Below are 26,200 nucleotides of genomic sequence, written 5' to 3' on the forward strand. Positions count from 1 at the left end.
GCCAGCCAACATTCAAACAAGGAGAGTGTGATGAAAGACATCATGGGCATGATGGGCAAGATCAAGGACATGCAGTCCAAGATGGAGCAGATGCAGGACGAACTGGCGGCCCTCGAATGCGAAGGCGTTGCCGGTGGCGGCATTGTCTCCGTGCGCCTGTCGGGCAAGGGCCAGATGCTGGGCCTGAAAATCGATCCGTCGATGTTCAAGGAAGACGATGTCGAGATTCTCGAGGATCTCATCGTCGCCGCCCACAATGACGCCAAGGGCAAGCTCGAAACCACGGTGGCCGAACGCACCAAGGAACTCACCGCCGGTCTGCCGATTCCTCCCGGCATGAAGCTGCCATTCTAGGCCTGCCGGCCGAGATCGGAGAACAAGATGCAGAAGCGTGTAACCGGGCCGGAGATCGAGCGCCTGATCCAGCTGCTGGCGCGGGTTCCCGGGCTGGGGCCGCGATCGGCGCGCCGTGCCGCGCTGCACCTGATCAAGAAGAAGGACCAGTTGATGGGGCCCCTGGGCCTGGCCATGAACGAGGCCTTCGACAAGGTCCGCATCTGCTCGACCTGCGGCAATGCCGACACCTCCGATCCCTGCACGGTCTGTACCGATCCGACCCGCGACCAGAGCGTCATCATCGTCGTCGAGGATGTCGCCGACCTGTGGGCTCTGGAACGCGCTGCGGCGATGAATGCCGGCTATCATGTGCTCGGCGGCACCCTGTCGCCGCTTGATGGCATCGGTCCAGACGACCTGTCGATTGCAGGCCTGGTCGACCGGGTCGCCAAGGGCGAGGTCCGCGAGATCCTGATTGCCGTCAATGCCACCGTCGAGGGCCAGACCACCGCGCATTACATCACCGAGCAATTGTCCGGCTTCGACATCAAGGTCACCCGGCTGGCCCATGGCGTGCCGGTCGGCGGCGAACTCGACTATCTCGACGAGGGCACGCTGGCCGCGGCGATCCGGGCGCGCACCGCCTTTTGAGGGGTGGGCCGCCCCGGACTCTGCTCCTTGCGGGTTTGCGGTAGGGGCACCCTGAACGCGCCATTTTCCTGACGTGCTGCCCGGGTTAGATTGCTCCCATGATTCGCACCCTGATTCTTGCCTTTGCCCTCCTCTTCGCCGCGGCTCCGTTCGCGGCCACCTCCTCGCATGCCGCCACCCGGGCCGGCGTCGAGGCCCAGTTCCGGCAATGGCTGGAGACTGATCTTTGGCCCGAAGCCAGGCGCGCCGGCGTCTCCAAACCGGTCTTCGAAAGCGCTTTTTCCGGCATCAGTCTCGATTGGGATCTTCCCGATCTTGAGCCTCCGGGTTTTGCCAAGCCCAAGCAGCGCTCCCAGAGCCAGGCCGAATTTCGCAGCCCCGGCGCCTATTTCGATGAAAAACGGCTTCAGGGCCTTGCGGCTTCGGGCCGCTCCCTGATGGCAAAACACGCCAGCACGCTGCGCAAGATCGAGGACCGCTACGGTGTTCCGGCATCGATCATCGTGGCGATCTGGGGCCGCGAGTCCGGCTTTGGCCGGGCCAAAATCCCCCATTCCGCAGTGCGGGTGATTGCCACCAAGGCCTTCATGTCGACGCGGCCCGAGCTGTTCCGCAAGGAAATCCTCGCAGCACTCAAGATCCTTGAGCGCGGTGATGTGTCCGCTTCGGCGATGAAAGGCTCCTGGGCCGGCGCCATGGGCCAGCCACAATTCCTGCCGTCGAGCTATCTCGATCATGCGGTCGATTTTGACGGCGACGGCAAGCGCGACATCTGGAACTCGACCGCCGACTCGCTGGCCTCTATCGCCAATTATCTGGCCCAGTCGGGCTGGGTGCGCGGCCGCGACTGGGGCTTTGAAGCGGTGATCCCGGAAGGCGTCACCTGCGCACTTGAGGGCCCCGACCGGGCCCGGCCGATCAGCGCGCTGACCGATATGGGCATCATCCGCATTTCCGGACGGCCCTTTCCCGAACATGAACGCCGCGCGGCGGGCATGGTGCTGGTGCCAGCCGGAACCTATGGCCCGGAATTCGTGGTGACGCCGAATTTCTATGTGATCAAGGAATACAACAATTCCGATCTCTACGCCCTGTTCATCGGCAATCTCGCCGATCGCATCGGCCATGGCGGCAGCGCTTTCGTGACGCCCTGGGGCAAGACCGGTTCGATGCTGCGTTCCGACATCGCCAGGCTGCAGGCATCGCTGGAAAGACAGGGCTATGATGTTGGCGGCGCCGATGGGCTGCCTGGCTACAAGACCCGCCGGTCGATCGGAGAATGGCAGGCCAGGACCGGCCAGAAGCCGACCTGTTTTCCGACACCGCAATTGCTTGGCGCGCAAAAATAGGCGATTTGCACGAGACGACAATCAAGCAAGCTTGGCGGGTGGAGCCAGAAAACATGAGTAAATTTGTCAACAAATTCAGATGGCTGTGCCACTGCCAAAGTTTTGCCGATCACCGGCGAAGAGCAGGCGCGCATTGATAAAGTGACGAAAAGCTGTATGTTTACCCGGCTGAGTGGAACCTGGATTTCGGCGCAATCTCCTGATAAGTAATTCGAGTTGAAGAGACGCCAAACTGTGGTGCAATCGCAAACCCTTCCAGTATTTGTCATCAACCTCGCACGCAGCGCCGATCGTATGGCGGAGGTCCGCGCCAGCGCGCCTGACGCCGGCGTAACGCTGATCCGCGTGGACGCCGTTGACGGCCGCACCGTGCCCGCGGGTGACTGGGTGGATGTCGATGTCCCGGAATTTCACCGCCAGAACGGGCGGAAACTTCTGCCCGGTGAATATGGCTGCTACCGCAGCCATATTCTGGCGCTCGAGACCTTCTGCGAGACCGGCGAGCCCTATGGCGTGATCATCGAGGATGACGTGCTGCTTGATGCCCGGTTTCCGGGCCGTGTCCGTTCCATCATTGAGGCCTATCCCGAACTTGATGTCGTCAAGCTCGTCAATCACCGCGCCGTCGGCTTCATTCATCACGTCTCCACGGCAGAAGGCGACGATCTCGGCCGGACCGCCTTCGGCCCTCAGGGGTCGGCTGCGGCCTATCTTGTCTCGCGTGATGCCGCGCAACGGCTTGTCGTTGCCCTGCGGACCATGCAGCTGCCCCGGGATGTCGCCCTTGAACGGTATTGGTCGAGCGGCATCAATCTTCTCACTGTTCAGAGCAATGTTCTGGAATTTTCCAGCTTTCGCAGCCAGACCAATATTTCCGTCGATCACGAGAACACCAAGTTTCCGAAATGGCGGCGGCTTCCCACCGCCTATGCGCGGACATGCGATCACATCGGCCGGTTTTTCCATGCGCTGACCGGTCCGGAAGGGCGCCCGGTCACCCCGTTCCAGCCGGCCGGCGGTCATTACGGCCGGCATTCCGCCGCCGCCCTGATTGCCGGCATCGCAATCCTCCTGTTCATTTCACCGATCTGGTGGGAGAGCGACCTCTATCGCTTCGTCGGGCTTGCCTTGGTGTCATGGGCGCTGGTGATCTATTACGCAAAGGATGCCGCCAGCGGCAACCGGATCCTGATCGGATATGGCGGTCTGCTTTGCCTTGCCTGGGCGCTTTATGCCGCGGCGCGTTTCGGCCTGGATCTGATGCTGCATCCGGAAAATGGCGCCGGCTCGGCCGAGGGCATCTTCATGTTGTCGATCGCCTATCCCACCTTCGGATACGCCCTGTGGCGGTTTTGCCGCTATCCATTCGCTGTCGTCGTGGCCGTTGTCGTGATCAGCCTCGGCGCGCTGATCGCCTCGACAGATTATGCGGCCCTGTCGGAAGGCGTTCTGGCGACGACATTTGCCCATAACAACACCATCCATGCGGCCAATGCATCAGGTTTCATGCTGATCTTCGCGGTCTGTTTCGCCGATCATCTCTTCGCCAGACCAGATCTCGGCGGCAAGATCAGGCCGGTCCTGCTTGTCGTGGCCGCGGCAACGGGCGCGCTGGCTTTCATCAACATTCTCGGCCTCGAATCCAAGGGCGTCTGGCTCGCCCTTGCCGTGGCACTTCCGGTGCTGATCCTCGGCATGGTGTTTCGCGACTGGCGCCAGGCATCGAAGATCAGCGGACGGACGATCTTTCTTGTCCTCGTCCTCGTCCTTGGTGTCGGCATCGGCATCAGCCAGTTCGGCCATGCGCTTCTCAACAAGGCCGGCGGCACCACCCTGGTCGCCCTGACAATGCTCGACAAGGTCCTCCACGGGCAGGGCCTGCTCGCCGTCATGAATGAGATGTCATCCTCCCCCGATGTCCCGGGAAGCGCCCAGCAGCGGCTGATATTGTGGACCAATGCCGCCTCGATCTGGCTCGAAAGTCCCTGGTTCGGCGCGGGCATCGGATGGCGGTCCATCTGGCAGGAAAGGCAGGCTTCCTTCGGTCTGGGCTACGATATTTTCCACAATGGCTATATCGAGATCCTGGTGCGCTACGGCCTCTTCGGACTGGCCGCCTATGCCGCGATGCTCGGCTTTGCCGTGCGCAAGGTCTATCTTGCGGCCCGGCTCAAACTGGTGGGCGCGTCGGCGTTCAACTGCTATCTGACGGCGCTCGTCTATTTCCTGGTGTCCAACCTGTCCAACTCGAATATTCGCCTGGCCATCGGCGAATCCTATCTCTGGTTTGCGGTCGGTTTCGGGTTTTACTGCGCCTATCTGTTGCAGGAAAACGGCATCGAACGACCGAAGACCCTGATCTGAGCCCGGCCTTCCCGTCCTTCCGTGGTTAGCGTCCTGCAGCTGCGTGTCAAAACCCGGAATGGCCGCGTCCGCGCCGGGTGGCCCTGGCCAAGATCCCCGTTTCGTCATCAATGGCCGTCGCAAGCATCCGGCGGCTTCTGTGGTCTGAACCGGGAAAATGAATGGATTGTCTTGCCGAATCGAGGTTGCAATCACCGGCTGTTCCCCCCAAATCAGACGAGGCGATTCCCGGCTGCTTTGCCGGCAAGATACATATGGAGAACGAGATGATTGAGAAGCGTGAATTTTACATCAACGGCGCCTGGGTTTCGCCCGTGTCCGGCCGTGACTGCGACGTCATCAATCCCTCGACCGAGGAAACCTGCGCGGTGATTTCGCTCGGCGGCACCGAAGACACCAATGCGGCTGTCGCGGCCGCCAAGGCCGCCTTTGACAGCTGGTCGCGCACCGATCCCGAAACCCGTCTCGGCTATGTCAGGAAGATCCGCGACATCTATGTCGAGCGCGCCGAAGACATGGCGCAGGCGATCAGCCTGGAAATGGGCGCGCCTATCGACATGTCCCGCGATGACCAGGTCACTTCGGGAACCTGGCACATCGACAATTTCATCACCGCCTTCAAGGACATCGAATTCATCCGCCCGCTCGGGCCGCATGCCCCCGATGACCGCATCGCCATGGACCCGATCGGCGTGGTCGGACTGATCACGCCGTGGAACTGGCCGATGAACCAGGTCACGCTGAAGGTGATCCCGGCGCTGCTTGCCGGCTGCACCATGGTTCACAAGCCGTCGGAAATCGCGCCGCTGTCGTCGATCGTCTTCGCCGAAATCGTCCATGCCGCGGGCCTGCCTGCCGGCGTGTTCAACATGGTCAATGGCGATGGCGTCGGTGTCGGCACGGACCTGTCGACGCACACCGATGTGGAAATGATCAGCTTCACCGGCTCGGCGCGCGCCGGCATTGCCATTTCCGGGGCCGCGGCCGACACGCTCAAGCGCGTCTGTCTCGAGCTTGGCGGCAAGGGCGCCAATGTCATCTTCGCCGATGCCGATGCCAAGGCGGTCGAGCGCGGCGTCCGGGCCTGCTTCAACAATACGGGCCAGAGCTGCAATGCACCGACCCGCATGCTGGTTGAGCGCCCGGTCTATGATGAGGCCGTGGAAAAGGCCATTGCGGCGGCTGCTAAGGTCAAGGTCGGTCCCGCGAACCAGGCTGGCGACCACATCGGTCCCGTGGTCTCGGCGCAGCAGTTCGACAAGATCCAGGGCCTGATCCAGAAGGGCATCGACGAAGGCGCCAGGCTGGTGGCAGGCGGACTGGGGCGGCCCGAGGGCTTCAACCGCGGCTACTTCGTCCGCCCGACGATTTTTGCCGACGTCTCCAACGACATGACCATCGCGCAGGAAGAGATCTTCGGGCCGGTGCTGTCGATCATTCCGTTTGACGACGAGGAAAATGCCGTCGAGATCGCCAATGACACCATCTACGGCCTGACCAATTATGTGCAGAGCCAGGATGGCGCCAAGCGCAACCGCATGGCCCGCCGCCTGCGCTCGGGCATGGTGCAGATGAACGGCAAGTCGCGCGGCGCCGGCTCTCCCTTTGGCGGCGTCAAGGCTTCGGGCCGGGCCCGCGAAGGTGGCGTCTGGGGCATCGAGGAATTCCTCGAAGCCAAGGCGATTTCCGGCTGGGCCAGCGACGCCGACTGACCCGATCCGATCCCATCACGGCCCGCTTCTCACCGGAGCGGGCCGTTTTCGTCTCAAAGCCCGGTGGCTTATAGGGTCACGATGGCATTGCCGATCAGCTGACCGCTTTCCACGGCCTGATGCGCCGAAGCCACATCATCGAGCGCAAAGGTCCTGGCCACGATCGGCGTCAGGGCTCCCTCGGCCAGAAGCGCGTTGATGTCCCTTATCGCGTCGGATTTGGCCGCATCCGACATTGAATAGACATAGACCGGCTGAAGACAGATGTTGCGGAACGCCAGCGGAAAGAACGGCAGCGCCGGGTTCACATCGCTCGCCGAGGCATAGGCGCCGACCGTGGCGTTGAAGCTCAGCGTTCGCGGGTAGAGATTGATATGCGCCGCCAGATCCACCTCGGCGACATGGTCGATCCCGTCAGGCCCAGCCAGTTCGGTGATCCGCGCCTCCAGGTTTTCGGTCCTGTAATTGATGATGGCGTCCGCTCCGGCCTGGCGCGCAACAGCGGCTTTCTCGTCGGAACTCACCGTTGAGATGACGCGCGCTCCCATTGCCTTGGCGATCTGGATGGCCGAATGTCCGACCGCGCCCGCGCCACCCGTCACCAGCACCGTCTTGCCTGCCACCGGCCCGGCCCACAGCACGGCCCGGTGCGCCGTCATCGCCGGCACACCAAGGCAGGCGCCGGTCTCGAAGCTGGCCTGATCGGGCAGCGGAGCAGCAAGCGCTGCGGGCACGCAGGCATAGTCCGCGGCAGTACCATTGGTGCCCTGCTTGACCCCATCGGCCGACCGGTTGACGTTGTAGAGCCAGACACGCTCGCCGACGCGGCTGCCGTCGACACCGTCGCCGACGGCTTCGATGATGCCGGCGCCGTCATTGTGGATCATCACCCTGTCGGCCACCATCGGACCTTGGGCGCCGCTGCGGGTCTTGACGTCCGACGGGTTGACGCCCGACGTCTTCATCGCAACCAGGACCTTTCCCGGTCCGGGCACTGGCCTGTCGGCCTCGGCCAGGAAAAGTGTATCGGCGGCAGGTCCGCGGTCCGTGCAATATATGGCTTTCATCGAAATCTCCCTGTTGGCGAATCGGTGGCTGCAGCGCGCAGGCACGACCATCGCCGGTCCGTTTCCATGCGACCGCTTGCCAGGCGCCGGAGGAATGGTCTTGTGCGCAGCATAGATACCGATCGGGCGTTCAAGGGCAAGCCTGTCCGCCGGCAGCGGCCTTGGGAAAAGAGCCGCGCCGGCGCATGATTCCCCTTTTATAAAAACCGTCCAGACGGTATGTTTGTGCCATGACAACCCGCCCCACCCGCAAGAACAATCCTGAAGCGTTGCGCGCAAAACTGCTCGACTGCGCGGCCGGAACCATCATCGAACATGGTCTGCCGGCGCTGACCCTGGAAAATGTGGCGCGCCAGGCCGGCGTCTCCAAGGGCGGCCTGCTGCATCATTATCCGGGCAAGGATGCGCTGATCGACGGTCTGTTCGAGCAGGTCGTCACCTGGTTCGGCGGCCTGATCGAAGCGGCTCTCGAGCCCGACGAAACCTGTCATGCACGATTCTCCCGAGCCTATCTGCGGGTCATTGCCGGTCTCGACATGGCCCGGCCCGAGGAAAAGCGCCTGTCGGTGCTGATCCTCATGCTCAGCTCCGATCCGCGCTATTGCACCCGTTGGAACAGCTGGGTCGAGGCGCGGCTTGACGATCACCGCCTGACCGACGGCACGCCGCTGGCGCGCAGCCTGCGATTGGCGGCCGACGGGCTCTGGCTGTCCGATCTCGGCGGCGGACCGGATTCCGGCCCCGAGACGCGGCGCGAAATCCTGCAATTTCTTCAAGACCTTGATGCCTTGCCCGCGCTGCGTGGCGGCGGATCCCCCAGCGGAGAGCGATGACATGCCGTGGATTTTTCTGGCGATCGCCATCACCGGCGAAGTGGTCGCAACCACCGCGCTCAAGGCGTCGGACGGTTTTACAAAATGGAACTATGGCAGCCTCTCGATCATCGGTTATGCCGTTGCCTTCTATTTCCTGTCGATCGTGCTCAAGACCATGTCGGTGGGAATCGCCTATGCGATCTGGGCCGGCGCCGGCGTTGCCATGGTGACGCTTATCGGCATTTTCCTGTTCGACCAGAAACTCGATCTCTATGGCTATCTTGGCATCGGCCTGATCGTTTCCGGCGTTGGAGTCCTCAACCTGCTCTCAAAAACCTCCGCGCATTGATTGCCTGAAACATCGCCCGGAGCCCTGGCTTCCGGCCGGTGCCTGAGCGGCTGTGCCGCAAAAGCCCCGGGGATCCAGGGCGGAAGCCAGGCTGCACAGGTGCGCGCCGCAGGGGAACCATCCTACCACCCTGGCGTTGAGGGTGGACGATCACATCTGTTGATTCGGAGCGCTGTTTGCGGATCCCGAAAGAGGTCCGGCGCCGCGCGAACAATATCACTGGAAGGGTATTTTTACCCTATTGCGAGGCATCGGCCGTTTCGGCTTAGTCGCCACGCTCTACGCAATCAGCAGGTGGCCATGGCCAAGGAAACCCCCTTTCACATCGTGACGCGTTCGATGCTTGATGCATGGCTGCAGACCAGTCCGGATCAGGCGGTCACGCCCGAGCTGGTCTATAACGACGTCATGGACAGGCTTTCGATCAAGATGCGCCTGACGGTGATCTCGATTTCGGGTGACGACCCTCTGGGCTGGCACATGCAGCCGGTCCGCCATTCCGGTTTCGTCTCGCGGATACTGGACATCAACAGCATTTTTGCCGGCGGCCCGCTCGGCGAGTTCAATGACCAGACCTATATGCGCGATGCCGTGATTCCGCGTTTGCAGCAGGTTTTTCAGACCCAGCAGCCCTGCATGGAGCTGGTCAAGACGAAGCTTTTCGGGGTCAGTCTCGGCTATGACCGCATTCTGATTCCCCAACGCAACACCGGCCGCCCGGAATGGATCATATCCTCATCCTGTGCCCGGTTTCTTCTCAGCCCGCCGCGGCGGCAGCAAAGGCTCGACGCCGCCGACGAGGCCATCGTGCAGCTGCTGATCGAGGGGGCGACGGCGAAGGAAATCGCCGTGATGCTGACGGTGTCCCACCGGACCGTCGAGCACCGGCTCGACCGCCTGAAGGAGCGGTTCGAAGCCCGCAACACGGTGCATCTCGTGGCGATGCTGATCGCCGCGCATCTGGACCGTCCCGGCTATGGCGATTCGCACGGCTAGGCGGGTTGCCAGCAGGCCCGGTGCCGCAACCTCCGCGGGCTGGCTTTGCTGGGCTCGGGGCCGTTAGGCACTGCCGGCACGGCAAAGCCGCGCGGACATCTGCCAGTACCGCCGGAGCCCCGGTTTTCCCTGCCGCCACAAGAGGTTGGGCGAGCGGAAAGCCCGTCGCCCGGTATTTCTACCCTGTCACTTTGCTTTGCTTGTTAACCATTTGTGAACCATAACAGCAGTGAGCAGCTTAGGCCTCTTTGGTGGTTTCATGGTGTCCATTTCTTCAGTGCCGAATCTTCGCGTGCGGGTGTGACGAGCATCCTCACAAACACGTCAGCCATGGCTGCCCTGCAGAGCCTTCGCATCATTGCGACGGATCTTTCGCAGTCGCAGAACCGCGTCAGTTCCGGCTTGCGCGTGCAGAGCGCGTCGGACAACGCCGCCTATTGGTCGATCTCCACCACCATGCGCTCCGACAGCCAGGCGCTGTCGACCGTAACCGATGCGCTGGGACTGGCCGCTTCCCATGTCGATGTCGCCTATCTGGGCCTGACCTCGGTCATAGAGGTGCTGGACGCGTTCAAGGCGAAGCTGGTCGCTTCGAAGGAACCGGGCGTCGACCGGGGCAAGATCCAGACCGAACTCGACCAGTTGAACCGTCAGGTCCACAGCATTGCCAAGTCGGCCAGTTTCAACGGGGTCAACTGGCTCAGCACCAGCATTGCCGAGATTCAGGACGCCGATACCAACAAGACCTCGATCGTTTCCTCGTTCGGACGCGGCACCTCAGGTATCGGTTCGGTTCGAACCATGGATTTCCATCTCTCGGAAGTCTCGCTGTTCAACAGCACGGGGGGCGGCTTGCTGGAAGCGGATCCCCGCGATGTCAAATCGATCGCCGGTATGCGCCTGAACGACAGTTACAACAGTGTCAGCAGGTGGTCGACCTCCAACACCGACACCGGGTCTCGCGCCTATACACAGTTCAGTTTCTCAGGGCCGCTCACCTTCGACGACCCGGCTGACAGGATCAGTTTCACTGTCACGGTGGATGCGGACGACCCGGCCACCGGCGTGCCGCCGCCCTACAATCCCGGCCATACCACCACGGTGGTGATCGACCGGGCGACGCTCGACGCGGCCAATCCCGGTTTGAACGGGGTGATCGAGACCAACACCGACTATGCCCAGGTGCTCAATCACGCGCTCGGTCAGGCCAATGCCGGTGCGTCCGTCCATGCCAGCCATAAGCTTTGGGACGCCAGCATCAAGGGCTTTGTCCACGACCCGGTGAGGATGTCGCTTTACACCGATGAGAATCGCAGCCTCGGCCTGGACGGCTCCTATGTCGAGATCAGCAATTTCAGCTCTACGGTCGGAAGCGGCGGTTTCGGCAATGTTGCCGATTTCGGAACGCGAGCTCTCCATGAGCTCACCTTCAACTCCTTCACCATGTACAAGAATGGTGAAAGCGAAGACGGCATCGAGATCAATTTCCGCTTCTCGGTGAACGGCGAGCCCTCAACAAGCCATTCCTTCAACCGCACCTATGTCAATGACCTGCTCGGCAAGGACAGCGGCGAGGTGGAGACCGTTGCGGAGATGGTCATCCTGCTGCAGTCGCTGATCCAGCCGGACTGGCCCGATGTCATCATCGAGGACAATGGCGCCGGCAAGGTCAGCATCAAGTTGGATCCGAATGTCGATCGGCTTTCGGGTTTGCAGACAAGTGTCTCCTTTACCGGCATCAGCGTCAGCATCGAGCCGCTGGTGACCATGGATTTCGACACCATCGACATCGTCGCCCAACCCGAACTGACCGACAGCTATATCGGCTATCTCGATGCGGCCACGGCCAAGATCATCGACGGGGCCGCTGCCCTGGGCGCGCTGCGCTCCCGGATCGAGATCCAGTCGGAATTCACCAGGACCCTGATCGATTCGCTCGACAAGGGCGTCGGCCGGCTCGTCGACGCTGACATGAATGCGGAATCGGTAAGGCTCAAGGCCTTGCAGGCGCAACAGGATCTCGCCACCCAGTCGCTGCAGATCGCCAACTCCTCCCCGCAGGCCATCCTCTCGCTGTTCCGGTAACGGCCAAGCAGATCCACCACTCCCCGCTGAACCGCACCGGTAAGGTTTCCGGCCCGCGCAAAGACGCGATCCCATATGTCAGGGCTCGATGAACGGCCTGCTGGCCGATGCAGAAAATGCAATGCTTGCAAGGCGACGATGGCGGAGAGAGAGGGATTCGAACCCTCGAGACGGTTCCCCGCCTACACACTTTCCAGGCGTGCGCCTTCGACCACTCGGCCACCTCTCCGCATATCCGTCTGACGGGCAAGTACCCGGACATGCCGGCCGCTGTCAAGGCGGTCGCCCTGCCGAAAAATCATGGGCCAAAAGCGCCACAAATTCCCGGTCCGGATCGGGCGGCACTATAGCCAAGACGCCTTGCTTGGCAACCGCTATTTGGTTCCGGCCCGCACATTGTCGGATCTGTGCCGCCGCAGCGTGCCGATCAGCCTTGCTGCCATGGCCGGAACCGGCCCCGGGTGCCGGGTCCGTGCTGTTCGAATCGCCGGCGCCGGATTGATCTTGTGTGGCGCTGGCGCGCGGCAACTTGCCATTGCGCCGCGGAGGTGGGGGCTTTATGTCACAGGGGCTGCATGGCTGCCGCGCCGCGCCTGTGCGGCGGTCATGCCGGTGTCTGAGCCTGGTGTCTTTGCGGAGGGTTGCATGCGGTTTGTCGCACGGTTTTTCAGTCTTGTGTTCCTGGTCTTTGCGGTGATTGCCGGACTGGTCGACGCGATCCAGTCGGTGGCCGCCGGCAGGCCGGTGCTGACCCCTATGATGGAGAGCTGGGCCGGCAACAGTCCCGACACGCTGGCGCTTGTCGAGCAGAGCTTCGCCACCTATCTGCCCGCCTGGGTCTGGGATCCCGGCGCGGTCTGGCTGCTGGCGCAACCGGCCTTCGCCGTGTTCCTGATGTTCTCGCTGCTGTTCTATCTGGCCGGTTACCGCCGTGCCAAGCCGGCCGGCCGCTTCGCCGCCTGAACGGCAAAACCGGGCGCGCGCGGGGGTGCGAGGCTTTTGCACAACGGCCCGTGGCAGCGGCCGCCGGCGGGCCGCCGGGTTGACGTAACGGCAACCGGTTTCTGCCGCGAACAGGTCAAATCGGCGTTGGATTTTTGCCCAAAGCCATGCAAGGATGCGCGCTTCCGGCCCCGCAAAGCCGGCAAAATTCCGCAGGTCTGCCCATCCGGGCATGCGGGAGGACCCCTAAAGATCAACACGTAACCTACAGGGCTGCACATCATGAAACGCACGCTTTTGAGCTTCCTCGCAATGGCCGCGATGTCCGCGACCGCCATGGCCGCCGACATCAAGCCGGCAATCATCTATGACCTCGGCGGCAAGTTCGACAAATCCTTCAACGAGGCTGCCTATGGCGGCGCCGAGAAATTCAAGACCGAAACCGGCATCGACTATCGCGATTTCGAAATCGCCAATGATGCCCAGCGCGAACAGGCGCTGCGCCGCTTTGCCAAGGACGGCAACAACCCGATCGTCATGGCCGGCTTCTCCTGGGGCTCCGCGCTCGAGAAGATCGCCGACGAATATCCCGACACCGATTTTGCCATCATCGACATGGTGGTGGACAAGCCCAATGTCCGTTCCGTGGTCTACAAGGAACAGGAAGGCTCCTACCTGGTCGGCGTGATGGCCGCCAAGGCCTCCGAGACCGGCACGGTGAGCTTCATCGGCGGCATGGACATTCCGCTGATCCGCAAGTTCTCCTGCGGCTACAAGGGCGGCGTGCTGGCCGCAAATCCCGAAGCCAAGGTGCTTGAAGCCATGACCGGCACCACGCCGGATGCCTGGAACGACCCGGTCAAGGGCGGCGAGATCACCAAGTCGCAGATCGACCAGGGCTCCGATGTGGTCTATGCGGCCGCCGGCGGTACCGGCATCGGTGTGCTCCAGACCGCCGCTGACGCCGGCAAGCTCGGCATCGGCGTCGATTCCAACCAGAACGGCCTGCAGCCCGGCAAGGTGCTGACCTCCATGGTCAAGCGCGTCGATGTTGCCGTCTACAACGCCTTCATGGATGCCAAGAACGACGCCTTCACCTATGGCTTCAGCTCGCTCGGCCTGGCCGAGGGCGGCGTTGATTACGCCATGGACGACAACAATGCACCGCTTGTCGACGAAGACATGAAGGCGGCTGTGGAAGCGGCCAAGGCCGACATCATTTCCGGCAAGGTCACCGTCCACGACTACATGTCCGACAACAACTGCCCTTACTGAGGCAGCAAGCGGCCTTCGGGCCGGACCGAGACTTCAGGCGGCCGGGCGACATCATGCCCGGCCGTTTTGTTGCGCGCGGCGCCGCAGGCGCGTTATAGAGCATGACACACAGGGACCTTTTCAGCATGGCCGAAATCCGCACCCACCAGGGCGACATTTCCGACGCCGCAATGGCGCTTTACACCGGCGACATCGCCATCGACACCGAGACGCTGGGGCTGGTGCCGCGCCGCGACCGGCTCTGCGTGGTGCAGCTCTCGCCCGGCGACGGCTCGGCCGACGTGGTCCAGATCGCCGGGGGCCAGGCGCATGCGCCCAATCTGGAGACGCTGCTTGCCGATCCGGCCCGGCGCAAGCTGTTCCATTACGGCCGCTTCGACATTGCCGTGCTGTTTCATGCCTTCGGCGTCACCGCGGCGCCGGTGTTCTGCACCAAGATCGCCTCGCGGCTGTGCCGCACCTATACCGACCGCCACGGCCTCAAGGACGTCACCCGCGAGCTTCTCGGCGTCGAGCTGTCCAAGCAGCAGCAATCCTCCGACTGGGCCGCAGAGACGCTGACCACGGCGCAGCTCGACTATGCGGCGTCCGATGTGCTGCATCTGCATGCGCTGACCGAGAAACTCACCGCCCGGCTGCTCCGCGACGGGCGCCAGGCCCATGCCGAGGCCTGTTTCGAATTCCTGCCCACCCGCGCCAAGCTGGATCTGCTCGGCTGGGAGGAGACGGATATCTTCGCCCACAGCTGAGCGGATTGGATGTCGGGGACAGCGACTGTCTTGGTTCAGGTTACGACATTTGTGTGTTTGTATCCCTCCATGGCTGGCCTGACTTGCACATCTGATTGAGGATGATGAGCATTTTCCGGATGACGGCGATGAGGACGACCTTGCCCGGTTTTCCCTTCTTCTTGAGCTTGTCGTGATATGCCTTCATGGCGGGATTGAACCGGATGGCGACAATGGCAGCCATGTAGAGCTGGCTTCTGAGCCATGACCTGCCGCCCTTGATCCTTCGAACGCCGCGCAGGGCGCCGCTGTCATGCGCCATTGGGGCCACCCCGACCAGAGCGGCAATCTGTCCGCGGTTGAGCTCGCCCAGTTCAGGCAGTTCGCCAACGAGGCTTGCGGCGACCTTCGGACCGATGCCCTTCATCGACTGCAGCAGGGTAAAGCGCTGCTTGAGTGTGTCATCCCGTGCGATTTCGGTTTGAATCTCTGTCATGACATCGTTCTGTTCGCGCCTGAGCCAGTTGATGTGCACCTGACAGCGTCGTTTGAGCCTTGCGTCGCTCATCGCCTGCATCCGGTTGGTCTCCATGACGATCATCTTGGCAAGCTGGCGGCGGCGGTCATTGAGCCCGGCAAGTGCGGAGTTCTTTTGCTGTGCCAACGACTTGACGCGCGGGTTGGCCTTCTGGCCGTGGAGTGCCAGCATGAAGGCGTCGATCTTGTCAGTCTTGGCGAGTAGCCCCAGACCCTGGGCGAAGCGGCGCGCCACCAGCGGATTGACGACGGCCACCGGCAGGCCGTTCTCGGCAAGCGCGATTGCCAAAGCCTGTTCGTATCCCCCGGTTGCCTCCAAAACGATGGCCCTGACCGGATACTTGCTGCTCAGCCTGACGATCTGCTCAAGCCCCTTGGGCGTGTTGGCGAAGCGGTCACGCAGGGGCGTCTGGTCGGTACCGTCACCGATGAGGCACAGGTCCAGCCAGGCTTTGGAGACGTCGATGCCGATCCATGCGGATGGCGTTTGAAATGAAGCAGTGTTTGGGTGTAACATTGAAGCGGCCCTTACTCATGGTTCGAGCTCGGGATGTCGGTCAAAACATGGCCCGGCTCATGCGACTGTTCGGGTTCAAAAGAGCAAGGCGGTGCGGCCTCGCTGTCCCCCGATCTGTCGGCAAAACCGCCGCCGATCCGTTTACATAGGGTCTGCACCGCCTCATTGCTCTGCGGCCATGCTACACCAAGGCCAGCAAACACAGAATGTCAGTCAGAAATCCCAATTGCTGCGACATGAGTTTACTTTTGGAAATGTGCCTGCTCCCGTGGGCGGTGCGAAATGTAAACTGTCCCCTCACGGCCTTTTCAATTTGCCGTCATACCAAAACGATTCCGCGCGAAAATTTTCGCCGGGGTGTGAAAGAATTCGGTCCGGAGGGCCGCACGCGGGCTTTGCCTCTGGAAATGGTAGTATTGGGTGGCGCAGCACGCGCGCGGCCCGAGCATCGCCGGATGATGTCCGCATCCGACAGGCGGTTCCTCGCATCCTCGGGGTTTTACGCCCGCCCGGATTGCTCCGGCCACAGCCTGGACCGGCCGCGGGAGATGGTTTTCGTGGTCCGACACGTCTTTCCGTCTCGGGAAATCCGCCACAGGCCCGTTCCGGTGCTGCAGTCTATCTCGCCCGAGGGCGGGATCTGCCGTGAGGCAGGATCTGCCCGAAGGCAGCATGACTGCAAGCCCAGCCCGGTGGCTGGCTTGGCCGGTTTTTATCAACCGGCTGCCAGCGGAGCCACGATGGTCACCGCCTCCTTCCGCGATCTGCCGCACGTTCCGGCACACCCCGAAAGGCCTTCCTCCCACCTGGTCCAGCACGTTCACGTTCCATCCGGCAGCGGGAGCACGCTGATGATGGCACGGGGCTGCGGGATGTGGAAAAAAGGTCGGAGAATATTGATGGGATGGACAGGGCGCTGTGCCAGATTGCCGTCATGCCGGACCCCGATCCGGCATCCAGCGGGCGAGCGTCCGCGAGCCGGTAAACTCCTGCGGCATCAAGGTTTTTGGCAAGACGCTCTCCCGCGTCCGCAGAAGCGGACGAAGCTGGATCCCGGCTCGGGGGCCGGGATGACGAAGCGAGAGAGCGGCGTTCGATCTTGCGGTTTTTCCCCGTCAATTCAGCAATTGCAGCGCCCGATCTCCCCCTGGTGGGGGAGATGTCGGTGAAACCGACAGAGGACGGTATGGTGCGTTTTATACCGACAGCGCAGTGTTCGCTGAGGCGCAGATTTTTGCGCGATGGTGCGGCGCGCAGCTCTCCCCCTCGGTGGGGAAAATACGAATTTCAGCATCTTGGCGCCGGCCAAGTGTCGGAAATTCCAAGAGAGGGCGCCGGTTTCAGTGCCCGAAATTGTCCCCTCACTTGCGATTTCTAGCACTTGGCTGAAGCCAAGGCGCTGAATTCGCTTTCTCTCCCACAAGGGTAGAGAAGGAACTTTTGGTTTTTGGCAAGACGCTCTCCCGCGTCCGCAGAAGCGGACGCAGCTGGATCCCGGCTCGGGGGCCGGGATGACGATTGAGAGGGAGCGGCGCTCAATCATAGCTCTTTTCCCCCGACAATTCGGTATTTGCACTGCGGCCAATCTCCCCCCTTGTGGGGGAGATGTCACCACAGGTGACAGAGGGGGGTAAGGTCTCGGTCAACACTGCGCTGTCGGCATAAAACGCAACATGCCCCCCTCTGCCCTGTCGGGCATCTCCCCCGCAAGGGGGAGATTGGGTGCTTTCGGCGAGGGCTTTAAACCGTCTATCCGGTCTATTCTGGAAACGCCCTATCCGGTTTGGGCAACACTTCCTCCTCTCCCGCACCAAGGGGGAGAGGAGGAAGCCGCGGCTGCCCACCCATCAAAAAACCCGCCGGATCGCTCCGGCGGGTTTCGTATTTCAACGTCAGATCCGGGAAGGATCAGTCGTCGTTGTTCTGCTTCTTCAGGGCTGCGCCCAGAATGTCGCCGAGCGAAGCGCCCGAGTCGGACGAGCCGAACTGTGCGACGGCCTGCTTCTCTTCGGCGATTTCCAGCGCCTTGATCGACAGACCGACCTTGCGGTCCTTCTTGGAGAAGTTGGTGACGCGGGCATCGACCGTCTGGCCGACCGAGAAACGCTCGGGGCGCTGCTCGTCACGGTCACGCGACAGATCCGAACGGCGGATGAACGAAGACAGGTCTTCGTGATCAACCAGAACCACTTCGAGACCACCATCGGTGATCGCTGTCACCTTGGCAGAGACGATGGCGTTCTTGCGCAGATCGCCCGAAGCGGCGGCGTCGCCGATCGAGTCCTTGCCAAGCTGCTTGATGCCCAGCGAGATGCGTTCCTTGTCGACATCGACGTCGAGCACGACGGCCTTGACCATGTCGCCCTTGTTGAACTCCTCGATGACCTGTTCGCCCGGACGGTTCCAGTCGAGATCGGAGAGGTGAACCATGCCGTCGACATCGCCGTCGAGGCCGATGAACAGGCCGAATTCGGTCTTGTTCTTGACTTCGCCTTCGACTTCGGTGCCTGCAGGATGGGTCTGCGCGAACACTTCCCGGGGATTCTCGAGCGTCTGCTTGAGGCCGAGCGAAATGCGGCGCTTGTTCGGGTCGACTTCGAGAACGACGACGTCAACTTCCTGCGTTGTCGACAGGATCTTGCCGGGATGCACGTTCTTCTTGGTCCAGGACATTTCCGAAACGTGGATCAGGCCTTCGATGCCCGGCTCCAGCTCGACGAATGCGCCGTAGTCGGTGATGTTGGTGACGGTACCGGTGATGCGCTTGCCGGCAGGGTACTTGACGCCGATACCATCCCACGGATCGCTTTCCAGCTGCTTCATGCCCAGCGAGATGCGGTGTGTGTCCTGGTTGATCCGGATGATCTGGACCTTGACGGTCTGGCCGATCGACAGGATCTCGGACGGATGGTTGACGCGGCGCCATGCCATGTCGGTGACGTGCAGCAGGCCGTCGATGCCGCCAAGATCAACGAACGCACCGTAATCGGTGATGTTCTTGACCATGCCTTCAACGGTCTGGCCTTCTTCGAGGTTCTGCACGATTTCCGAACGCTGTTCGGCACGGCTTTCCTCGAGAACGGTCCGGCGCGAGACAACGATGTTGCCGCGGCGCTTGTCCATCTTGAGGATTTCGAAAGGCTGCGTGATGTGCATCAGCGGAGTGACGTCGCGGATCGGACGGATGTCCACCTGGCTGCGTGGCAGGAAGGCCACGGCGCCGTCCAGATCGACGGTGAAGCCGCCCTTGACCTGGTTGAAGATGACACCTTCAACACGCTCCTGCGCATTGAATTTTTCTTCGAGACGGATCCAGCTTTCCTCGCGGCGAGCCTTTTCGCGCGACAGCATGGCTTCGCCCAGCGCGTTTTCGATGCGCTCGACATAGACTTCGACTTCGTCGCCGACCTTGAGCGTGCCGTCCTTCGACTTGGCGCCGAATTCCTTCAGCGGCACGCGGCCTTCGACCTTGAGACCGACGTCGATGATGGCGACGTCCTTCTCGATGGCAATGACGATGCCCTTGGCAACATAGCCTTCGGCAAGGTCCTGCGTGGCAAGCGATTCAGCAAACAGCGATGCGAATTCGTCTGTCATGGATTCAGTGTTAGGCATGAATTCTCCTGGCGACCGCGTAATCATGGTGCGGTCGGATGCGCCTGGTTGGTGTTGGTCGGACCGGCGATGCCTGTCTGCCCCTGACCTTGATGAAGGCGGGGCAAATACGGCGCGGGACAAGCTCGCTGGTGTCAGTTCAGCGTTCGAGCGCAGCATCCACGAGAATACGGGCGGCTTCGAACGCGGTTTCTATACTCATTTTGGTTGTATCTAGCAAGTGCGCATCCGCTGCCGGCCTGAGCGGCGAATCGGCGCGTTCGCTGTCGCGTGCATCGCGCTTGACGATGTCGGCCAGAATCCCCTCCAGATCCGAGCTTGCGCCGCTGGCCCGGATCTCGTCATGACGCCGCCTTGCGCGGACTTCCGGGCTGGCGGTGACATAGAACTTGATCAGCGCCTGCGGGCACACCACCGTGCCGATGTCGCGGCCATCGAGCACCGCGCCGGGCGCAGTGGCGGCAAAGGCCCGCTGGGCCTCGACCAGGGCGCGGCGCACCTTCGGCATCACCGCCACCTTCGAGGCGGCCTCGCCGATCTCGTGGGCGGACAGCACCGCGCGGTCGAGATGTCCCAGATCAAGCCCGAGGGCGACGTCGGCCGCCAGTTCCTCGTCATCAAGCGGCAGGCCGCGATCGAGCAGCGCCTTGGCCGTGGCCCGGTAGGTGAGCCCGGTGTCGAGATGATTGAGGCCGTAATGGCTTGCCAGTTGCCGCGACAAGGTGCCCTTGCCGGCGGCTGCCGGTCCATCCACCGCAATGACGGTCTGCGAAGTGTTTCTGGTCATCGGGAATGCCTCATCTGTCTGTCAGTCCGCCGTAATCGGCCACCATATCCGCCATCTCCGTGTCTCCGTCGGCCGTCAGCCCGGCGTGAACGCCGCGCCGGTCGGCCTCGGACCGGTTCTGGCTGACCTTCCATTTGCCGGTGAGTTGCGCGGGCGCAATCTCGATGCCGACAATGCCGCGCAACTGCGCCGCCACGAATTTTTCCGGCGCGTCCTCGACCTGCCATGGGGTCTGCCGGCGGGCCTCGTGGCGGCTGGTCAGGTCGCGCACCTGCCGGCCCAGCCAGTCGGCCGTCTCGTGCACGCTGGCCCGGCCGCGGGCCTGGACCATGGCATAGTTCCAGGTCGGCACCACCTTGCCATGCTCGGCCTTGGAGACATACCAGGAGGGTGTCACATAGCTGTCGAAGCCCTGAAACACCACCAGCACCTCGGCGCCCTCGCCGATATGGCGCCATTGCTCATTGGCTTTCGAAAGATGGGCGCGCAGCGTGGTGACGCCATCGGTGACGGAGACCAGGAACGGCACCGGATTGGCCAGCACGCCCGACGGCGAGGTCAAGATCAGCAGGCCGAGCGGATGCGCGGTGATCAGCGCCCGCAACACGGTCTCGTCGGTCTCGGCAAAATTCGGCGGCAGATACATGGCGCCTAGTCCTTGATTGCAGATGGCATGCGCGGGCTCATTTGCGCTTTATTCCGATGGTGACATTCTCGAGATGGCGATAGGGCTCGCGGGCAAACAGGGTGTCGTCGTCAAGCCAGGCCAGCAGCATGTCGAAGGCGTCGACGCCCCAGAACACCTCGTGCCCCGTGGCCGTGGCGCAGGCAAAGCTCGGCACGCCGAAGACGCCGCGGGCGATCGCCTGCTCGGTATTGGCCCTCAATGCGGCCTTGGCGGCGTCGTCAGTGGCGAGCGCCAGCGGCAGCCCGAGTTCTGCGGCGAAAGCGGCAAGCTCATCCTCGGTGTCGGGCGCCCGTCCCTGGCCGAAGACAAAGCCGAAGCCGCGCCGGACCGTGTCGAGATCGGCGTCGGAGCCCGCCAGCAGCCGCAGCGCATTGAGCGGATTGAACGGATGGCGCGGCGGAAAACGGATGTCGACGCCATGCTGCTTTCCCAGAAACACCGACTGGCGGTAGGTGTGCAGCCGCTTGGCCGAAATTTCCGCCGGTCCGCGCTGGCCCCAGTGATTGAGGATCGCCCCGAGCAGCACCGGCACCGGCCGCACCGTCACACCGGCCGGCAATTCACCAAGCCGCGCCAGCGCCACATGGGCGAAAGGCGAGATCAGGTCGTAGCAGAAGTCGATGTTGCGGGCGGTCATGGCTGGCTTATCTCCGCGCCCAGGCCGGTCATCCGGGCGATGAAATCGGGATCATGGGCGGCGAGGGCCGCGGCATCGTCAATCGTGACAGCATGCTCGCTGGCAAACCCCATGACAAGAAAGCTCATGGCGAGGCGCGGATCGGGACCGGTGGCGACGACCGCGCCGCCGGCCTGGGCGCCCAGGCCGCGGCCGCCGGGCCGACCGCGCAGCGACAGCCCTCCGGGCCCCTCGCTGCAGTCGACCCCGGTGAGTGCGAGGCCGCGGGCAAGAGCAGAGAGCCGGTCGCGCTGCTCCGGCGGCAGGTTTGCGGGGACGGGCATCCGGGTTTCACCTTCGGCAAAGCTCGCGGCGATCGCCAGCGCCGGATAGTCCGCGATCATCGCCGCCGCATGCTCGGCCGGCACGGAGGTGGCGGTGAGCGCCGAGGCGCGGACGCGCAGATCGGCCACCGGCTCGCCGACGGACTGGCGCGGGTCGAGGATCTCGATATCGGCGCCCATGTCCTGCAGCGTCCGGATCAAGACGTTAAGGGCCGGGGTCATCAGCACCGTGTCGATGGTGATATCGGAGCCCGGCACGATCAGCGCCGCCACCAGCGCAAATACGGCCAGCGAGGGATCGCCGGGCACATTGATGATCTGGCCGGCCAATGCGCAGCGACCTTCAAGCCGGGTGATGCGGGCGCCATCGGCGCCGGTTTCGACCGCCAGGCTGGCGCCGAAGCAGGTCAGCATGGTCTCGAGGTGATCCTGGCCCGGGCTCGCCTCGGTGACGCTGGTGATGCCGGGAATGTTGAGCCCGGCCAACAGCACCGCGGTCTTGACCCCAGTGTCACCGCCCGGCACGGCATGGCTGATAGGGGCAGGCGCGCGCGGGCCGCGCAAGGTGAGCGGCAGGCGGGCGCCGGTTGCGCAGCGGATCTGGGTGCCGATCTGCCGCAGGGGCGCGAGCAGCCGGTCCATCGGCCGCTGCGACAGCGGCGCCGCGCCGGCAAAGCCGGTGTCGAAATCATAGCTGCCGACCAGCCCCATGACCGGCCAGCAGCCGCTGCCGGCGGGGCCGAAATCGAGCGGCGCGTCCGGGGCCAGCAGGCAGCCATTGCCGACGCCCTGGATGATCCACTCGCCGTTTCGCCTGCGCATGCCGGCGCCGAGCGCCTGCATCGCCGCGGCGGTGGCCAGCACATCGTCATTTTCAATCAGGCCGGTGATCCGGGTCTCGCCGCTGGCCAGGCCGCCGAGGATCAGGCAGAGATGGGAGATCGAAGTGTCGCCGGCCGGACGGATGCGGCCCGAGAGCGCCGGGCTTGATGCGGCGCGGGCTGGGCGAATGGATGCGGCTGCGTGGCCCATGGCAGTATTTCCGGCTGTTTTGCTCTGGACAGGCCCGGGATCCGGCCTCTGTGCCCGGCTGACTAGCACAGGCTTTGGGGGGCGTCATCCGGATTGGTTGAATATTTGATGAGAATGGCTTTGACAGCCGCGCTCAACATCATTATGGGGACCGGACCCGCCGAACCGGGAAGCCGGGCTTGCGAGCCTGAACCTTCCTGACATTTCAAGAGGCTTCGATTGTGGCAAAACCGGAACTTGGAACAAAACGCGTTTGCCCCGAAACCGGGCGCAAATTCTATGATCTGAATAAGGATCCAATTGTGTCGCCCTATACGGGCAAGACCTACCCGACTTCATTCTTCGAGGAAACGGCGAAAGTGGCCGTGATGGCGAAGGCGAAGGCGGAGAAGAAAACCGACGACGACGATGAAGATGATGTACCCGAGGTCGAGGCAGAATCGGCCGATGTGGAGATCGTCTCGCTTGAGGAAGCCGACGAGGATGCCAAGAGCACCGGCAAGTCCGATGATGTGCCAGACATCGACGATGATGATGATGTCGAACTCGACGATGACGATGATGACGACACGTTTCTGGCCGATGACGACGACGACGATGACGATGATGTCAAGGATATCATCGGCGTCAGCGACGACGACGACGACCAGTAGGTGAATTTCAGTCGCGGCCCGAAAAAACAGCTTTTTTCGGAAACTGCAAAATGGATTGAAATTTCATCTTGATCTTGTGCGGCTGCAGACGTATGAAGCCGCACTTGCCAACCACGGATCAGTGGTTGGCCACTCGCAGGGATTGAGGCCGACCGTCAATCCTTCGCGTCCCGGGGCCATAGCTCAGCTGGGAGAGCGCCTGCATGGCATGCAGGAGGTCAGCGGTTCGATCCCGCTTGGCTCCACCATTTCCTTTTTCCGCCTGATGTGCAGCTCACGGGGTGAGCCAAAACTGTCCGATTCGCATTGCCGCCTGGCTTGCGCCATAAAGACCGGTTTCAGGTCTTTGATGAGTTATTGCGCCGATTCTATCGATCAAAATATTGTGGTGTTTTGAGCTATAGAAAGGAGTCCTATAGCTCATCACTCTGTGGTATGAATTGATCATACTTTGTGGTGTCCAGTTGAAAAAGGGTCTATCATGGACAAACGAACCATCAGCCTGCCGAACGAGCATGCGGACTATATCGACCAGAAGGTGAATTCCGGTGATTACGCCTCGGCCAGCGAAGTGGTTCGCGCCGGGCTGCGCGCCTTGCAAGAGCGCGACCGCGCCATCGAAGAATGGCTGCGCAATCAGGTTGCCCCGGCCCATGATGCGATGCTTGCGGACCCGTCGCGCGGCATTCCGGCACAGTCGGTTTTTGACGACGTCCGCGAACGGCACGCCCAAAAGACAAATGGCTCCCGGTGAAACGGCGCGACGTCGTCTTTGCGCCGGAAGCGCGCGCAGATGTGCTGGCTCTGTATGACTGGATCAGCGCCAAGGCTGGGTCCGGGATCGCGATCGATTACATCGAGCGAATTGAACGCTTTTGCAACGGGCTCGATCTCGCATCTGAACGCGGTCATTCCCGTTATGACATCCGGTCAGGGTTGCGCGTAGTCGGTTTCGAAAAGCGCATCACCATCGCATTCATTATTTCTGATCATAAGGTCACCATTATGCGCCTGTTTTATGGTGGGCAGAATTGGGAAAATGATGTGTGATCCTGGTCCGTGCCACCTGGTTGCGCCTTGCCGTACAGATCTCGCAATCGGCCAGTTTTACTGCCTCTGACCGATCAGCGGCATCCCGGCTGGCGGTGCCAGCGCAACCTCAGCCTGCAGCTTCGGCAAGGTTCTGATAACCACACCATAATCAATCACCGGTGAAAAACCGGCGAACCTTACGGGTTTTACCGGAAATCAAGTGTTTGTGTCCTAAGCCGGGTTCGACTGAAGAGGGGAACCCGACCATGGATGCTGTGAGCGACAACCGGCACGTGCCGCTTTGTATCGATCTCGATGGAACGCTGGTTGCCACCGACACGCTCTGGGAAGGGCTGGTCTCGGTGCTGATCAGGCGGCCATGGCTGATATTCGCAGCCGTGGCCTGGGCGCTGTCGGGCAAGGCTGTGCTCAAGCGCGAGGTGGCGGCCCGCTACCAGAGCACGGGCGGCGACTGGCCCTACCGCGCCGAGGTGATCGAGCGGATCAAGCTCGCCCGCGAGGCAGGCCAGCCGGTGTGGCTGGTCACCGGTGCGGCCGAATCCACCGCCCAGGCGATTGCCGGCCATCTCGGCCTGTTCGACCGTGTGCTGCATTCCTCCGACAGCGAAAACCTGACCTCGCGCCGCAAGCGCGAACGCCTGATCGGGCTGTGCGGCGACGGCGGATTCGACTATGCCGGCAACAGCCGCGACGACATCGCGGTCTTTGACGCGGCGCGGCGCGCCATCATCGTCGCGCCCGACACCGCCGCCCGGCGCTGGGGCAAGCAGCACGATGCCGAAATGCTGCCCTTGGCCCGGATCTCGCCGCTGGCGATCCTCAAGTCGATCCGGGTCCACCAGTGGCTCAAGAACGTGCTGATCGCGGTGCCGCTGGTGCTCAACCACGAATATGCCGTGGCCGGGCTGGTGCTCGCCGTCTGTGCCGCCTTCTTCTCGTTCAGCTTCCTGGCTTCGGCCGTCTACATCATCAATGACATCGCCGATCTGGCCAATGACCGGCAGCATCCGCGCAAGCGGCTGCGCCCGCTGGCCAGCGGCGCGGTGTCGATCCCGGTGATCAGCTGGGCCGCCATTGCGCTGGTGATGGCGTCGGTCGGGCTGGCCAGCCTGTTGCCGCCGCAGTTCTGGGGCGTTCTGGCGCTCTATGCGATGATCACCACCGCCTATACTTTCGTGCTCAAGCGCAAGCTGCTGGTGGATGTCTTCACCCTGGCCGGGCTCTACACCGTGCGCATCATCGCAGGGGCTGCGGCGACCGGGGTCGAGCTGTCTTTCTGGCTGCTGGCATTCTCGATCTTCTTCTTTCTCAGCCTGGCGCTGGTCAAGCGTTTCGTCGAACTCGACGAGCTCGCCGACGACAATGCGACGCAGCTCAAGGGACGCAGCTATGTGGGCGGTGACAAGGACATGATTGCCCAGGCGGGCGTGGCCTCGGCCTTCTCGGCGGCGATGGTTCTTGCGCTTTATGTCGACAGCAAGGAAGTCGCCTCGATGTATCCGCAGCCGGCGCTGCTGTGGCCGCTGTGTCCGCTGATTCTCTACATGCTGCTCAGGATCTGGATCCTGGCGCGGCGCTCGCAGATGCACGAGGATCCGGTGGTGTTCATCATGCGCGACTGGCGCAGCCAGATCACCACGGTGGCGGGCGCCTGCCTTGTCATCCTGGCGACATGGAAGATGTGATCCG

At 62.5% G+C, this 26,200-nt stretch carries 23 protein-coding genes and 2 tRNA genes; 17 read left to right on the top strand and 8 right to left on the bottom strand.

The window, feature by feature from the left end; all coding sequences use genetic code 11:
• The first annotated feature begins 30 nt into the window (after positions 1-30).
• The 5 genes from OEG82_RS02830 to OEG82_RS02850 all read left to right on the top strand — a co-directional run bounded on the left by OEG82_RS02830 (position 31) and on the right by OEG82_RS02850 (position 6,412).
• Positions 31-354, top strand: a complete 324-nt coding sequence (locus tag OEG82_RS02830; RefSeq protein ID WP_267610959.1) for a YbaB/EbfC family nucleoid-associated protein — start codon at positions 31-33, stop codon at positions 352-354.
• 27 nt (positions 355-381) lie between these two features.
• Positions 382-987, top strand: a complete 606-nt coding sequence (recR, locus tag OEG82_RS02835; protein ID WP_267610960.1) for a recombination mediator RecR — start codon at positions 382-384, stop codon at positions 985-987.
• A 98-nt stretch (positions 988-1,085) separates the two neighbouring features.
• Positions 1,086-2,336 carry a lytic murein transglycosylase gene (locus tag OEG82_RS02840; RefSeq protein WP_425497522.1) on the top strand — a complete coding sequence of 417 codons (1,251 nt, stop codon included), beginning with the start codon at positions 1,086-1,088 and terminating at the stop codon, positions 2,334-2,336.
• A gap of 237 nt (positions 2,337-2,573) precedes the next feature.
• Positions 2,574-4,700 carry an O-antigen ligase family protein gene (locus OEG82_RS02845; protein WP_267610961.1) on the top strand — a complete coding sequence of 709 codons (2,127 nt, stop codon included), beginning with the start codon at positions 2,574-2,576 and terminating at the stop codon, positions 4,698-4,700.
• Between the two features lie 266 nt (positions 4,701-4,966).
• Complete coding sequence (locus OEG82_RS02850; RefSeq protein WP_267610962.1) at positions 4,967-6,412, top strand: aldehyde dehydrogenase family protein; 1,446 nt, start codon at positions 4,967-4,969, stop codon at positions 6,410-6,412.
• Between the two features lie 68 nt (positions 6,413-6,480).
• On the opposite strand, the gene OEG82_RS02855 is transcribed toward OEG82_RS02850, so the two are convergent.
• Positions 6,481-7,479, bottom strand: coding sequence for an NADPH:quinone reductase (locus OEG82_RS02855; protein WP_267610963.1), 999 nt, complete (start codon positions 7,477-7,479; stop codon positions 6,481-6,483).
• 230 nt (positions 7,480-7,709) lie between these two features.
• On the opposite strand from OEG82_RS02855, the gene OEG82_RS02860 reads away from it, so the two are divergent.
• The 4 genes from OEG82_RS02860 to OEG82_RS24285 all read left to right on the top strand — a co-directional run bounded on the left by OEG82_RS02860 (position 7,710) and on the right by OEG82_RS24285 (position 11,724).
• Entirely contained in the window at positions 7,710-8,312 is a 603-nt protein-coding gene (locus tag OEG82_RS02860; protein WP_267610964.1) for a TetR/AcrR family transcriptional regulator, read from the top strand.
• A 1-nt stretch (position 8,313) separates the two neighbouring features.
• On the top strand, positions 8,314-8,643 hold the full coding sequence (locus OEG82_RS02865; protein WP_267610965.1) for a DMT family transporter: 330 nt from the start codon (positions 8,314-8,316) through the stop codon (positions 8,641-8,643).
• A gap of 300 nt (positions 8,644-8,943) precedes the next feature.
• Positions 8,944-9,639, top strand: coding sequence for a helix-turn-helix transcriptional regulator (locus OEG82_RS02870; protein ID WP_267610966.1), 696 nt, complete (start codon positions 8,944-8,946; stop codon positions 9,637-9,639).
• Between the two features lie 300 nt (positions 9,640-9,939).
• Positions 9,940-11,724, top strand: a complete 1,785-nt coding sequence (locus OEG82_RS24285) for a flagellin N-terminal helical domain-containing protein (RefSeq protein WP_425497523.1) — start codon at positions 9,940-9,942, stop codon at positions 11,722-11,724.
• Positions 11,725-11,863: 139 nt separating this feature from the next.
• On the opposite strand, the gene OEG82_RS02885 is transcribed toward OEG82_RS24285, so the two are convergent.
• Positions 11,864-11,953 (bottom strand) — tRNA-Ser (locus OEG82_RS02885).
• Between the two features lie 416 nt (positions 11,954-12,369).
• Between OEG82_RS02885 and OEG82_RS02890 the strand changes: the two genes are divergently transcribed.
• The 3 genes from OEG82_RS02890 (at position 12,370) to OEG82_RS02900 (ending at position 14,690) form a co-directional block, all read left to right on the top strand.
• A complete protein-coding gene (locus tag OEG82_RS02890; RefSeq protein WP_267610967.1) occupies positions 12,370-12,687 on the top strand; it encodes a hypothetical protein in 318 nt (105 codons plus the stop codon).
• A 261-nt stretch (positions 12,688-12,948) separates the two neighbouring features.
• Positions 12,949-13,941 carry a BMP family lipoprotein gene (locus OEG82_RS02895; RefSeq protein ID WP_267610968.1) on the top strand — a complete coding sequence of 331 codons (993 nt, stop codon included), beginning with the start codon at positions 12,949-12,951 and terminating at the stop codon, positions 13,939-13,941.
• A gap of 125 nt (positions 13,942-14,066) precedes the next feature.
• Positions 14,067-14,690 carry a ribonuclease D gene (locus OEG82_RS02900; protein ID WP_267614838.1) on the top strand — a complete coding sequence of 208 codons (624 nt, stop codon included), beginning with the start codon at positions 14,067-14,069 and terminating at the stop codon, positions 14,688-14,690.
• Positions 14,691-14,730: 40 nt separating this feature from the next.
• Here the strand turns inward: OEG82_RS02900 and OEG82_RS02905 are convergent, their stop codons facing one another.
• The 6 genes from OEG82_RS02905 to OEG82_RS02930 all read right to left on the bottom strand — a co-directional run bounded on the left by OEG82_RS02905 (position 14,731) and on the right by OEG82_RS02930 (position 22,805).
• Entirely contained in the window at positions 14,731-15,723 is a 993-nt protein-coding gene (locus tag OEG82_RS02905; protein WP_267610969.1) for an IS110 family RNA-guided transposase, read from the bottom strand.
• Positions 15,724-17,631: 1,908 nt separating this feature from the next.
• Complete coding sequence (gene rpsA, locus OEG82_RS02910; RefSeq protein ID WP_267610970.1) at positions 17,632-19,338, bottom strand: 30S ribosomal protein S1; 1,707 nt, start codon at positions 19,336-19,338, stop codon at positions 17,632-17,634.
• Positions 19,339-19,477: 139 nt separating this feature from the next.
• Positions 19,478-20,125 (bottom strand): (d)CMP kinase, encoded by a 648-nt coding sequence (cmk, locus tag OEG82_RS02915; RefSeq protein WP_267610971.1) that lies wholly within the window; start codon positions 20,123-20,125, stop codon positions 19,478-19,480.
• Between the two features lie 10 nt (positions 20,126-20,135).
• Positions 20,136-20,771, bottom strand: coding sequence for an FMN-binding negative transcriptional regulator (locus tag OEG82_RS02920; protein WP_267610972.1), 636 nt, complete (start codon positions 20,769-20,771; stop codon positions 20,136-20,138).
• A gap of 37 nt (positions 20,772-20,808) precedes the next feature.
• Complete coding sequence (locus OEG82_RS02925) at positions 20,809-21,450, bottom strand: 2-hydroxychromene-2-carboxylate isomerase (RefSeq protein ID WP_267610973.1); 642 nt, start codon at positions 21,448-21,450, stop codon at positions 20,809-20,811.
• The gene (locus OEG82_RS02930; protein ID WP_267610974.1) at positions 21,447-22,805 is read right to left on the bottom strand and encodes a 3-phosphoshikimate 1-carboxyvinyltransferase; all 1,359 of its coding nucleotides are present in this window, start codon (positions 22,803-22,805) and stop codon (positions 21,447-21,449) included. Before OEG82_RS02930 ends, OEG82_RS02925 begins: the two co-directional genes overlap by 4 nt.
• Positions 22,806-23,026: 221 nt before the next feature.
• On the opposite strand from OEG82_RS02930, the gene OEG82_RS02935 reads away from it, so the two are divergent.
• From OEG82_RS02935 to OEG82_RS02955, 5 genes are all read left to right on the top strand, one after another.
• On the top strand, positions 23,027-23,458 hold the full coding sequence (locus OEG82_RS02935) for a TIGR02300 family protein (RefSeq protein WP_267610975.1): 432 nt from the start codon (positions 23,027-23,029) through the stop codon (positions 23,456-23,458).
• Positions 23,459-23,630: 172 nt separating this feature from the next.
• Positions 23,631-23,706 (top strand) — tRNA-Ala (locus tag OEG82_RS02940).
• Positions 23,707-23,939: 233 nt separating this feature from the next.
• The gene (locus OEG82_RS02945; protein ID WP_267610976.1) at positions 23,940-24,212 is read left to right on the top strand and encodes a type II toxin-antitoxin system ParD family antitoxin; all 273 of its coding nucleotides are present in this window, start codon (positions 23,940-23,942) and stop codon (positions 24,210-24,212) included.
• Positions 24,209-24,508: a type II toxin-antitoxin system RelE/ParE family toxin gene (locus tag OEG82_RS02950; protein ID WP_267610977.1), complete on the top strand. Its 300-nt coding sequence runs from the start codon at positions 24,209-24,211 to the stop codon at positions 24,506-24,508. The genes OEG82_RS02945 and OEG82_RS02950 overlap by 4 nt, the downstream gene beginning before the upstream one ends.
• 248 nt (positions 24,509-24,756) lie before the next feature.
• Entirely contained in the window at positions 24,757-26,196 is a 1,440-nt protein-coding gene (locus tag OEG82_RS02955) for a UbiA family prenyltransferase (protein WP_267610978.1), read from the top strand.
• Positions 26,197-26,200: the final 4 nt, after the last annotated feature.

The sequence above is a fragment of the Hoeflea ulvae genome (assembly GCF_026619435.1).
GTDB lineage: Bacteria > Pseudomonadota > Alphaproteobacteria > Rhizobiales > Rhizobiaceae > Hoeflea > Hoeflea ulvae.